Here is an 11,355-nt window from a genome sequence, read left to right as displayed (position 1 = left end):
TCCCATCTCGAACAGGACAGTGAAACGACTTAGCGCCGATGATAGTGCGGATTCCCGTGTGAAAGTAGGACATCGTCAGGCTTTTAACAGCCCAAAACGCCTCACCGTTCGGTGGGGCGTTTTGCTTTGTGGGCTCCAACCGCACGAAAAGCAAGCCACTAGGCGAGTACCTTTGGTTTGCCCTGCACCTATGCTTTGACTTGCTCAGACAGAGCAACACCCAATTTACCGAACTGACTCGATTCTTGAGGTCAGTTGAGTTTCAAATGCCGTTTTGATTCAGCGTTGGGCATCTCGCCTGCGTTTTTTGGGCGGCCTCTAACACCAATTTCCCTGAAACACATCATCGGCTCATGAAAAATTAGCCCGCCGACTTTGACAAGTCCCGGGCTAATGACCAACTTCTTGGTCTTTGATGCTTACATATTGCGTCGGTACTGACCACCCACTTCGAACAAAGCATTGGTGATTTGACCGAGTGAACACACGCGCACTGCGTCCATCAGCACTTCGAAAACGTTGCCGTTATCGATCACGGCCTGCTGTAAACGTTTGAGCATGGCTGGTGCTTGAGCGGCGTTGCGGGTGTGGAAGTCCGTCAGACGCTGCAATTGGGACTGCTTTTCTTCTTCGGTCGAGCGGGCCAGCTCCAGGCTCTCCAGCACTTCATCGCCCTTGGGGTTGCGGAAGGTGTTGACCCCGATGATGGGCAGCTCGCCGGTGTGCTTGAGCATTTCGTAGTGCATGGATTCGTCTTGGATCTTGCCGCGCTGGTAGCCGGTTTCCATTGCGCCCAACACACCGCCACGCTCAGCGATCTTTTCAAACTCGGCCAGAACCGCTTCTTCGACCAACACAGTGAGTTCATCGATGATGAAGGCGCCCTGGTTGGGGTTTTCGTTTTTGGCCAGGCCCCACTCGCGGTTGATGATCAGCTGAATCGCCATCGCACGGCGCACCGAGTCTTCGGTGGGCGTGGTGATGGCTTCGTCAAACGCATTGGTGTGTAGGCTGTTGCAGTTGTCGTAGATCGCGATCAGCGCTTGCAGCGTGGTGCGGATGTCATTGAACTGGATCTCTTGCGCGTGCAGCGAACGACCCGAGGTCTGGATGTGATATTTGAGCTTTTGGCTGCGTTCGTTCGCGCCGTATTTTTCTTTCATGGCCACGGCCCAGATGCGGCGGGCCACGCGACCCAACACGGTGTACTCGGGGTCCATGCCGTTGCTGAAGAAGAATGACAGGTTGGGCGCAAAGTCGTCGATGTGCATGCCGCGCGCGAGATACGCTTCTACAAAGGTGAAGCCGTTGGAGAGCGTGAAGGCCAGCTGGCTGATCGGATTGGCCCCAGCCTCGGCGATGTGGTAACCCGAGATGGACACCGAGTAGAAGTTGCGCACGTCGTGGTGCACAAAGTACTGTGCGATGTCGCCCATGACTTTCAGCGAGAACTCGGTCGAGAAGATGCAGGTGTTCTGGCCTTGGTCTTCTTTCAGGATGTCAGCCTGCACCGTGCCGCGCACATTGGCCAAGACCCACTCCTTGATCTTGGCTGTTTCGGTTTCGGTCGGCTCGCGGCCGTTCTCGGCCTTGAATTTGTCGATGTTCTGGTCAATGGCCGTGTTCATGAACATGGCCAAGATAGACGGTGCAGGGCCGTTGATGGTCATCGATACCGAGGTGGTCGGGTTGCACAGGTCAAAGCCCGAATACAGCACCTTCATGTCATCCAGCGTGGCCACGTTCACGCCCGAGTTGCCGATCTTGCCGTAAATGTCAGGACGCAGGTCGGGGTCATTGCCGTACAGCGTGACCGAATCAAATGCTGTGGACAAGCGCTTGGCGGGCATGCCCTCAGACACCAGCTTGAAGCGGCGGTTGGTGCGGAAAGGGTCGCCTTCACCGGCAAACATGCGGGTCGGGTCTTCGCCCTCGCGCTTGAAGGCAAAGGTGCCTGCGGTGTAGGGGTAGCTGCCGGGCACGTTGTCCAGCATCAGCCACTTGAGGATCTCGCCGTGGTCTTCGTACTGCGGCAAGGCCACTTTACGGATGGTGGTGCCAGACAGCGACTTGGTGGTCAACGCGGTGCGGATCTCCTTGTCGCGGATCTTCACCACGTACTCTTCGCCCGCATAGGCTTTTTGCATGTCGGGCCACTGGGCCAGCAGTTTGCGGGCGTGGGGGTCCTGTGTCTCTTCGCGTGCGACGGCCAGGTCAATCGCTGCCTCGGCTGCCTTGGCGCGACCGGCTTTGCCCACCTCCAGCATACGGGCCGCGGCGCGCAGTTGCTGGATCTCGCGGGCCAGGCGCGACTGGTCGAGGGCGCGCTTTTTGTAGCCGCGCACCGTATCGCTGATCTCGGCCAGGTAACGGGTGCGCGCAGACGGAACCACGGGGTTCTGGTGGGTGCTGTGGCGCACATTGACCAAGGGCAGGCGGCCATCGCCAGCTTTCATGCCCAGCTCGTTCAAACGCACTTTGAGCGCTTGGTACAAAGCCGTCACACCGTCGTCATTGAAGCGTGCAGCCATGGTGCCAAACACCGGCATCTGCTCGGTCGGCACGGTCCAGGCTTCTTTGTTGCGCTGCACCTGCTTGGCCACATCGCGCAGTGCATCGCTGGCGCCTTTGCGGTCAAACTTGTTGATGGCCACAAACTCGGCAAAGTCCAACATGTCGATCTTCTCGAGCTGGCTGGCCGCGCCAAACTCGGGCGTCATCACGTACATCGGTACATCCACATGCGGCACGATGGCCGCGTCGCCCTGGCCGATGCCCGAAGTTTCGACCACGATCAAGTCAAAGCCTGCCACCTTGCAAGCGGCCACCACGTCGGGCAAGGCGGCTGAAATTTCAGAGCCAAAGTCGCGCGTGGCCAGCGAACGCATGAACACGCGGGGGCCATTGGACCAAGGTGAAATCGCATTCATGCGAATGCGGTCGCCCAGCAAGGCACCACCGCTCTTGCGGCGTGAAGGGTCAATGGAGATCACGGCTACGCGCAGTGCATCATCCTGGTCCAAACGCAGGCGACGGATCAACTCGTCGGTCAGACTCGACTTGCCCGCACCGCCGGTGCCGGTGATGCCCAGCACGGGCACCTTCTTGGCAGCGGCCTGTTCACGCACGGCCGCCACCACTTGGGCGTCGGCCTTGTCGTTTTCCAAAGCGGTGATCAACTGCGCCAGCGCACGCCAATTCATCTCGCCATGGCCTTCAATGGCCTTCACGTCTTTTGGGGCCAGCGGGCTCACGTCCTGGTCACAGCGCATGACCATCTCGCCGATCATCCCGGCCAGGCCCATCTTCTGGCCATCTTCGGGGCTGAAAATGCGCACGCCTTTTTCGGCCAAGGCGCGGATCTCGGCCGGCACGATCACGCCGCCACCACCACCAAAGACCTTGATGTGCTCACCACCCCGGGCTTTGAGCAAATCGACCATGTAGCTGAAGTACTCGTTGTGCCCGCCTTGGTAAGAGCTGATCGCAATGCCCTGCGCATCCTCTTGCAAGGCCGCAGTCACCACCTCGTCCACCGAGCGGTTGTGACCCAAGTGGATCACCTCGGCGCCCATGCTCTGCAAGATGCGCCGCATGATGTTGATGGCCGCATCGTGCCCGTCAAACAGGCTGGCCGCCGTCACAAAACGCACCTTGTTCGTGGGGCGGTAATTGGCCAAAGCTTTGAATTCTGCGGAAAGGTCGGTCATGGGGGTCTCCGGGCCGGTGTGAGCGGTTAAAAAGTCTTTACGTTTACGTAAACGTCAATCATAACGCCAACCCTACCTGAACGGATAGGGGGTTTGTCATGCCTTTATCTTTCGACGGCCACCACGAGAACGGCGCAGACGACGTCAGAGATATTCCATTGCAAGGCATATGAAAGTCATTGACAGGCCGCTTGCGGCTTCCCTTGCATGCGCTTGAATTGGAATTCCTGATCAAGAGGGGGTCGAGCCATTCCAACAAGAAAGGCAGGGACTTGTTGGTCTGCGAGCGACTCCAACCGGTGCGCGCCAATCCCTGACAGCAACGGTCGAAGGCATCCAGCTGAATGCGGCCCAGCCAACATCTGGCACGCCGCTGTCCACGCCGAGTGCTGCGGTCAGCCAAGCAGCTGTCAAGGCTGTTTTTGATTTGGTGGGGCAAGCGGGTGCCGGTTCAGCCATTGGCTCTTCGGACAGTACGCAGTCTGCCTCGGGCACCTCGGTTTCCAGTGCCACTTCGTTGAAGGCCCCATCCGCGTCTGCGCCATCTTTCAGCCTCACAGCAGCCCCTTTCTCTGGCCAAAATGCGGCTGCAGAGGCCGCCAGTAACACGTCGGCAACGTCCTCCATTGCCACGCCCAATTCAGCGGTTTCAGTGGCGGCGCCCAGTGCGTTGGACATGAGCAGCAAATCTTCTCCAGCCCCAACGCCCAAGGTGTCATTGGCTCAGTCGATGTCCACCCAGTTCGATGAGCAATCAGGTCGTGTGACTGGTCGCGTCGAGTTGAGTTTTGTCAGTGTCATGCCAGCAACCGTGGTTGTGACCTTGGTGGGCAACGACCCACGATTCCCATCCAATCGCACTGCGACAGTGACAGTTGCTGCGGGGCAGCAATTCCAAGACTTTGCGTTCGACCTTCAGGTTCAGGCGCAAACCCGACAGGCCAACACCACCGCCTCATTTGTCATTGCGCAGCCTCTGAGTGCCATTTTGGGTGATGTGACAACGGTCAATTTTGTGTTGACCGACACGGCCCCCATCACGGCGGGCAATGCCAATGACGCCATTGTTGGCGCCGGTGGCAACGATGTGATCGATGCGGGCGCAGGCGATAACACGGTGACGGCTTTTGGTGGCAATGACAGCGTCACTGCGGGCGCTGGAGATGACAACCGCGACACGATCACCTTCTACCGTGACTGGACCAACGAAGGTCAAGAGTCCTACAACGGTCAAACCTATACCAAGTTCTCAGCAGCAAACGGCGCCACGGTGTACGCCGCAACCGGCATCAATTTCAGCTTTGTGGACCCCACACTGCAGTTGAGTGCATTCTCGGTGGCGCGCGAAGACGGTGCCTATCTGGTGGGCGATGGCATTGAGCAATTCGCGGGCTGGAAAGTTCAAAGCGCTGGCGACATCAACCAAGACGGCATTGACGACATGATCGTCAACGCGGTTGATAAAGCCTACGTCGTGTTTGGCAGCCAAGACCTGTCAGGCATGTACCAGCTCAGTCAAATCGGCAGCAATGGTTTCGTGGTGCAAAACACCCAGGTCACCAGCTCGCAGTTGACCAACACCTGGTTGTCAGCCAACCAGTTCAAATTTGGCCTGGCCGAAACGTCACTGGCTGGACGCAAGGTGTTTGTGTACGCCGGAAACATGGGCGTGGCTCAGGGCATGGATATTTTGTTGGATCTTGCTGAACGTTTGCAGGCGCGTGTGGATGTGGGTTTTTTGTTTGTAGGTCGTGGCAGCGACTCACAGCGTCTGCGACGCGATGCAACAGACCGGGGCTTGTCCAATGTGCTGTTTTTTGACGAAATTGATCCGGATGAGATTCCGGATCTTTATGCGCAGTGCAGCGCAGGGCTTGTTGCGCTTGATCCTCGGCATCAATCGCACAATATTCCCGGCAAGTTTTTGACGTATTTGCAAAGCGGACTACCGGTCTTGGCGAATGTCAATGCTGGCAATGATTTGGCAGAAATGATTCGCAACGAGCAGGTGGGGCAAGTGTGCGAAAGTCATGATGTGCATGAGTTGGAGCAGCGTGCTTTGGCACTTTTGGTGCAATTAGATTCAAACCCTGATTTGTCGCAGCGCTGTATAGCTTTGTTTGCGCGTCAATTTTCGGTTGAGCATGCAGTCAAGCAGATTGCTGGTGCGCTTTCCATGTCGGGTCACGCCGTTACTGAATGAATGCAGCTGTTGCCGTTGATTTGATGGTGTCGTGTTGCAGGTAGTCCTGCATATTCTTTATGACAAAAGAGCCTCTTGGCTCTTTTGTCGCTTCTGAGTTCTGAAAATATGTTTGTGTTTTCCAAATTGCTGTCGGCCATCTCACAGCCCTTGTTTTGGCTGGCGTTGTGGTGGGGTGTGGCCTTGCTGATGCTCAGCCGCTGGCAGCGTGCTGCGGTGGGCTTGCTTTGGCTGGGGCTTGGGGTACTGGGCTTTTTGGGTTTTGAGGCGATGCCCAATGCGCTGCTGCGCTCTCTGGAAAACCGATACCCGGTGCCGAGTGCCGCGTCCGTCAGTCGGCATGTGGGTGTGGTGGTGTTGGGCGGTGCCATTCAGCATCCGGGCAGTTACCAGGCGCATGCGCAGGTGCCTTTGGGCGAGTCTGCCGAGCGCATGACGGTGCCGGTGGGCATGCTGCGTCAGCACCCGAACTTGGCCTTGGTGTTTTCGGGGGGCGATGGGCGTTTGCTGGCCACGGGTGTGCCAGAGGCCGATTTGGCCAAGGTCTTTTACCAAGAGCAGGACGTGGACATGAGCCGTGTCACGCTGGAGGGCGGTTCACGCACCACCCGAGAAAACGCCCGCCAGGTGGCCGCTTTGCTGGGACCGCGCTGCCAAGAGCCTTGGTTGTTGGTGACATCGGCTTGGCACATGCCACGGGCCATGGCCGAGTTTGAGTCAGTGGGTTGCCGCGTGACGGCGTATCCGGTGGATTTCAGGACCGGCGATGCGACACCGCTGACCGAGTATTCGATGGCCCAAAGTCTGCTGCGGTGGCAGACGGCGCTGCACGAGTGGTTGGGTATGACGGTGTATGGCTGGACGCGTTGAGGGGGCTGGGCACTGGGTTGCCGCGCTCCGCTCGCAATGACGGGGCGGGGTGCAATGACGGGGTGGGCGGGGCGCAATGTCGGGGCCTGCGGGCTCTTTGGTCGTTTTTTGGGGGTGTTTTGTCAATCGGCGGACAACTATCCTGATAGAGGGGGCATTGAAAGAAGTCTTATAATGTTTCTTAATTGAAAACAATCGTTTTTTAATTGGAAACATTTTGTCCGTCTCTGAGTTGTTATTTCCCAATCAGTACCGCCGAAAAGTTTTGGCTTTGTTGATGCTGAATCCTCAAAGGTGGCTTCACCTGAGGGAGTTGGCTCGGCTGACAGGTGCTTCGCCAGGTACTTTGAAAAAAGAGTTGGATGCTTTGACATCTGTGGGGCTGCTCAAGCTCCAAAAAGTGGGTAATCAAACACAGTTCAGTGCCAACACGGAGCATCCGGTGTTTCCGGAGTTGTCTGCATTGGTCAGGAAAACAACTGGGCTGCGCGATGTGTTGGCGCTTGCACTGGCGCCTTTAGCCTCTCAAATTGAAGTAGCGTTTGTTTTTGGTTCGATGGCGAAAGCCACTGAAGGGCCGCAAAGCGACGTGGATTTGTTGCTCATCGGTAATGCCACATTCGGACAGGTGGCCAATGCCGTGTATGACGCGCAGTTGGTGTTGGCGCGAGATATCAATCCGAAGGTTATGAGCCGTGTGGAGTGGTCAGAAAAGAAGAATGCTCAAAACGTTTTCGTTCAAGAATTGATGGACAAGCCCAAGATTTTCATCGTAGGCTCTGAGCATGAGCTCTGAATCATTGGCCAATCTGGCGCGCATTGGACTTCTGGACCCTGTGCCGTTTTCGGAAGTGCTGCTGCAAAAGATGTTGCACGTGGCTCAAAGCCGTTTGGAAGATGCCATGCGCCAAGACAACAGCATGGAAACACGCTTTGATTGCGCTTACACCGCAATTCGAGCAGTGGCAGATGCTGCTTTGCTAAAGCACGGCTACAGAACCTCAACGAGCAAGCCGGGTCATCACCAGACCACACTGCAGTGTCTGGTCCATACGTTGAGCGTTGATCCAACTACGGTTCGAATTTTGGACAGCCTGCGCAAACAGAGAAACTTGACCGACTACGATGGAGAGCTTGTCACAGACAGTCTGTTGAGGGAGTGCATCGAGCAAGCCGGCGTGTTGTTGGCCTTGGCAAAACAGAGGTTGAGCGTTCAGTAAATCGGGGTCAGATCCCGATTGTTTTTGATGTTCAGGGAGCCTTCGGGCTCCTTGTACGTTTCGGGGGGCGATGGGCGTTTGCTGGCCACGGGTGTGCCAGATGCCGATTTGGCCAAGGTCTTTTACCAAGAGCAGGGCGTGGACATGAGCCGTGTCACGCTGGACGGCGGCTCACGCACCACCCGAGAAAACGCCCGCCAGGTGGCCGCTTTGCTGGGGCCGCGCTGCCAAGAGCCTTGGTTGTTGGTGACATCGGCTTGGCACATGCCTCGGGCGATGGCCAGGGATGGGGGGAATTGTCGCAATGGGCAGTTGCGGCCTTGGTTGCAGTCGAAATTGATTTGCGCACAGCACTCCTCAGGCGGGCTTGGCGAAGCCGTTTGGCGTTTGAAAAAAATGAAACGGATTCATGTGGGCGCCTTTCATCGCGATGAGGTGCTTTGCAGCCTTTCAACGAATGATGCGGTGGCTTGAATCAGACAACAGTGGTGTCGGGCACACAACTTGTTTCGCGCTTTGCACTGGGTTTGGCGAATCAGGTTTTAGGAAGGTGCTGAATTTGTTCGGTGTTTGTGGACATATCAGATGGGGTGGGTATCAGGTAAAAAGCCAATACCTTGATGAAGGTAGTTTTTACTTCCTCAAAGCGATACCAAGGCATTCTTTTTCGTCCTGCCTTGATCGTAATGAAGATTACAATTGACGGTTTGCGCCACTGCACGGTTGTGGGGCGTTTGTCTTTGATGCATGCGTCTCTAGCTCTGGTTCTTGGGGTTAGAGTGCGGTAGCCTGCCTGATCATCTTTTCCAATCCTTGATATGACCATCCTCGTCACAGGCGGTGCCGGCTTCATCGGTGCCAACTTTGTTCTCGACTGGCTTGCTGGAAGCGACGAGCCCGTCGTCAACCTTGACAAGCTCACCTACGCCGGCAACCCCGAGACTTTGGCCAGCCTGCAAGGCGACAAGCGCCACATCTTTGTGCAGGGCGACATTGGCGATGCCGCCTTGGTCACCCGCTTGCTGGCCGAGCACCAACCCCGTGCGGTGCTCAACTTCGCCGCCGAAAGCCATGTGGACCGCTCTATCCACGGTCCTGGTGATTTCATCGAGACCAACATCATGGGCACCTTCCGTTTGTTGGAGTCGGTGCGTGGGTTTTGGATGGGCCTGGCCGATGCGCCCAAGGCCGACTTCCGGTTTTTGCACGTGTCCACCGACGAGGTGTATGGCTCGCTCAGCAAGGACGATCCGGCCTTTGCCGAGACCAACCGCTACGAACCCAACAGCCCCTACAGTGCCAGCAAGGCCGCCAGCGACCACCTGGTGCGCGCATGGCACCACACCTATGGCCTGCCAGTGCTGACCACCAACTGCAGCAACAACTACGGGCCGTTCCACTTCCCCGAGAAGTTGATTCCCCTGATGATCGTCAACGCCTTGGCCGGCAAGCCTTTGCCTGTGTACGGCGACGGCATGCAGATCCGTGACTGGCTCTACGTCAAAGACCATTGCAGCGCCATCCGCACCGTGCTCAAGGGCGGTCGCTTGGGCGAGACCTACAACGTGGGCGGCTGGAACGAAAAACCCAACATCGAGATCGTGCAAACCGTGTGCAAGCTGCTGGATGAGCTGCGCCCCAAGGCCGACGGCAGCAGCTACGCCAGCCAGATCACCTATGTGACCGACCGCCCAGGCCACGACCGCCGCTATGCGATCGACGCCCGCAAACTGGAAAAGGAATTGGGCTGGAAACCCGCCGAAACCTTTGACACCGGCATCCGCAAAACGGTGGCGTGGTACCTGGCCAACCCCGAGTGGGTGGCCCATGTGCAAAGCGGCGCTTACCGCGATTGGGTGCAAAAGCAATACGCAGGAGACGCCCAATGAGCAACCGCAAAGGCATCATCCTCGCCGGAGGCTCCGGCACCCGTCTGTACCCCGTCACCCAAGCCGTGAGCAAACAGCTCATGCCGGTGTACGACAAGCCCATGGTCTATTACCCGCTGACCACGCTCATGCTGGCGGGCATCAAAGACGTGTTGCTCATCAGCACCCCGCAAGACACCCCCCGCTTTACCGAACTGCTGGGCGACGGCAGCCAATGGGGCATGAACATCCAGTACGCCGTGCAACCCAGCCCCGATGGCCTGGCGCAAGCCTTCATCATCGGCAAAGACTTTGTGGGCAACGACCCCAGCGCACTGGTCTTGGGCGACAACATCTTTTATGGCCACGACCTGGTCAAGCTGCTGGACAGCGCCAACCAGCGCAGCAGCGGCGCCAGCGTGTTTGCCTACCATGTGCACGACCCCGAGCGCTACGGCGTGGTCGACTTTGACGACCAGCAACGGGCGCTGAGCATCGAAGAAAAACCCAAAGCTCCCAAGAGCAACTACGCTGTCACGGGCCTGTACTTCTATGACCAGCAGGTGTGTGACATCGCCGCCGACATCAAGCCCTCGCACCGTGGCGAGCTGGAAATCACCGACGTCAACAAACGGTACCTGGAGCTCAACCAGCTCAACGTCGAAATCATGGGCCGTGGCTACGCCTGGCTCGACACCGGCACCCACGACAGCCTGCACGAAGCCGCTGGCTTCATTGCCACGCTGCAAAAGCGCCAGGGCCTCATGGTCGCCTGCCCCGAGGAAATCGCCTTCCACCAAAAGTGGATCAGTGCTGAGCATGTGCAAAAGCTGGCCCAACCGCTGGCTAAAAACGGTTACGGTCAGTACTTGTTGAACCTGCTCAAGTAATGCCCTACACCGTCACCCCCACCCACATCCCCGACGTCCTGATCCTCGAGCCCAAAGTGTTCGGCGACAGCCGAGGCTTCTTTTTTGAAAGCTTCAACCAGCAAGACTTCAAGCAAGTCACCGGCCTGGATGTGAACTTTGTGCAAGACAACCACAGCCGCAGCGCCAAAGGCGTGCTGCGTGGCCTGCACTACCAGCTGCAACAAGCCCAAGGCAAACTGGTGCGCGTGGTGCGCGGCGCGGTGTTTGATGTGGCCGTGGACATCCGCAAAAGCTCCCCCACCTTTGGCCAATGGGCCGGTGTGGAGCTGACCGAAGACAACCACAAACAATTCTGGGTGCCACCGGGCTTTGCCCATGGCTTTGTCGTTCTGTCAGACACAGCAGACTTCTTGTACAAAACCACCGACTACTACGCCCCTGCCCACGAACGCTGCATCGCCTGGAACGACCCGGCCATCGGCATCACCTGGCCGCAAGGGCTGACACCACAGCTGTCGGCCAAAGACCAAGCGGGCTTGACGCTGGCGCAGGCCGAAGCATTCGATTAGATTAAAATAAACAAGCCAAATATTTTAAATATTAACAATTAAC

General features: G+C 57.4%; 10 protein-coding genes. 8 read left to right on the top strand and 2 right to left on the bottom strand.

Annotated elements, in window-relative coordinates:
• Nucleotides 1-419: 419 nt before the first annotated feature.
• Both icmF and QLQ16_RS02720 read right to left on the bottom strand, forming a co-directional pair.
• On the bottom strand, nucleotides 420-3,710 hold the full coding sequence (gene icmF, locus QLQ16_RS02725; protein ID WP_283223157.1) for a fused isobutyryl-CoA mutase/GTPase IcmF: 3,291 nt from the start codon (nucleotides 3,708-3,710) through the stop codon (nucleotides 420-422).
• Between the two features lie 231 nt (nucleotides 3,711-3,941).
• Complete coding sequence (locus QLQ16_RS02720; RefSeq protein WP_283223156.1) at nucleotides 3,942-4,388, bottom strand: hypothetical protein; 447 nt, start codon at nucleotides 4,386-4,388, stop codon at nucleotides 3,942-3,944.
• Between QLQ16_RS02720 and QLQ16_RS02715 the strand changes: the two genes are divergently transcribed.
• The 8 genes from QLQ16_RS02715 (at nucleotide 4,387) to rfbC (ending at nucleotide 11,312) form a co-directional block, all read left to right on the top strand.
• Complete coding sequence (locus QLQ16_RS02715; protein ID WP_283223155.1) at nucleotides 4,387-5,913, top strand: glycosyltransferase; 1,527 nt, start codon at nucleotides 4,387-4,389, stop codon at nucleotides 5,911-5,913. The two genes, QLQ16_RS02720 and QLQ16_RS02715, sit on opposite strands and share 2 nt — an antisense overlap.
• A 114-nt stretch (nucleotides 5,914-6,027) precedes the next feature.
• Nucleotides 6,028-6,783, top strand: a complete 756-nt coding sequence (locus tag QLQ16_RS02710) for a YdcF family protein (RefSeq protein WP_283223154.1) — start codon at nucleotides 6,028-6,030, stop codon at nucleotides 6,781-6,783.
• A gap of 217 nt (nucleotides 6,784-7,000) precedes the next feature.
• Nucleotides 7,001-7,579, top strand: coding sequence for a nucleotidyltransferase domain-containing protein (locus tag QLQ16_RS02705; RefSeq protein WP_283223153.1), 579 nt, complete (start codon nucleotides 7,001-7,003; stop codon nucleotides 7,577-7,579).
• Nucleotides 7,569-8,003, top strand: a complete 435-nt coding sequence (locus QLQ16_RS02700; protein ID WP_283223152.1) for a hypothetical protein — start codon at nucleotides 7,569-7,571, stop codon at nucleotides 8,001-8,003. The genes QLQ16_RS02705 and QLQ16_RS02700 overlap by 11 nt, the downstream gene beginning before the upstream one ends.
• 51 nt (nucleotides 8,004-8,054) lie before the next feature.
• The gene (locus tag QLQ16_RS02695; RefSeq protein WP_283223151.1) at nucleotides 8,055-8,477 is read left to right on the top strand and encodes a YdcF family protein; all 423 of its coding nucleotides are present in this window, start codon (nucleotides 8,055-8,057) and stop codon (nucleotides 8,475-8,477) included.
• A 344-nt stretch (nucleotides 8,478-8,821) separates the two neighbouring features.
• Nucleotides 8,822-9,892 carry a dTDP-glucose 4,6-dehydratase gene (rfbB, locus tag QLQ16_RS02690; RefSeq protein WP_283223150.1) on the top strand — a complete coding sequence of 357 codons (1,071 nt, stop codon included), beginning with the start codon at nucleotides 8,822-8,824 and terminating at the stop codon, nucleotides 9,890-9,892.
• Complete coding sequence (rfbA, locus tag QLQ16_RS02685) at nucleotides 9,889-10,761, top strand: glucose-1-phosphate thymidylyltransferase RfbA (RefSeq protein ID WP_283223149.1); 873 nt, start codon at nucleotides 9,889-9,891, stop codon at nucleotides 10,759-10,761. The genes rfbB and rfbA overlap by 4 nt, the downstream gene beginning before the upstream one ends.
• On the top strand, nucleotides 10,761-11,312 hold the full coding sequence (gene rfbC / locus QLQ16_RS02680; protein ID WP_283223148.1) for a dTDP-4-dehydrorhamnose 3,5-epimerase: 552 nt from the start codon (nucleotides 10,761-10,763) through the stop codon (nucleotides 11,310-11,312). The genes rfbA and rfbC overlap by 1 nt, the downstream gene beginning before the upstream one ends.
• Nucleotides 11,313-11,355 lie beyond the last annotated feature (43 nt).

The organism is Limnohabitans lacus, from assembly GCF_030053395.1.
In the GTDB taxonomy this organism is placed as follows: Bacteria; Pseudomonadota; Gammaproteobacteria; order Burkholderiales; family Burkholderiaceae_C; genus Limnohabitans_A; species Limnohabitans_A lacus.
Note: the sequence above shows the minus strand (reverse complement) of the source record. Positions and strands in the feature narration are given on the sequence as shown.

Excerpts from the sequence above, each read along its gene's own strand:
- icmF (WP_283223157.1), bottom strand. The coding sequence starts at position 3,710 with ATGACCGACCTTTCCGCAGAATTCAAAGCTTTGGCCAATTACCGCCCC.
- QLQ16_RS02715 (WP_283223155.1), top strand. The coding sequence starts at position 4,387 with ATGAGCAGCAAATCTTCTCCAGCCCCAACGCCCAAGGTGTCATTGGCT.
- QLQ16_RS02720 (WP_283223156.1), bottom strand. The coding sequence starts at position 4,388 with ATGTCCAACGCACTGGGCGCCGCCACTGAAACCGCTGAATTGGGCGTG.
- QLQ16_RS02700 (WP_283223152.1), top strand. The coding sequence starts at position 7,569 with ATGAGCTCTGAATCATTGGCCAATCTGGCGCGCATTGGACTTCTGGAC.
- rfbB (WP_283223150.1), top strand. The coding sequence starts at position 8,822 with ATGACCATCCTCGTCACAGGCGGTGCCGGCTTCATCGGTGCCAACTTT.
- rfbA (WP_283223149.1), top strand. The coding sequence starts at position 9,889 with ATGAGCAACCGCAAAGGCATCATCCTCGCCGGAGGCTCCGGCACCCGT.
- rfbC (WP_283223148.1), top strand. The coding sequence starts at position 10,761 with ATGCCCTACACCGTCACCCCCACCCACATCCCCGACGTCCTGATCCTC.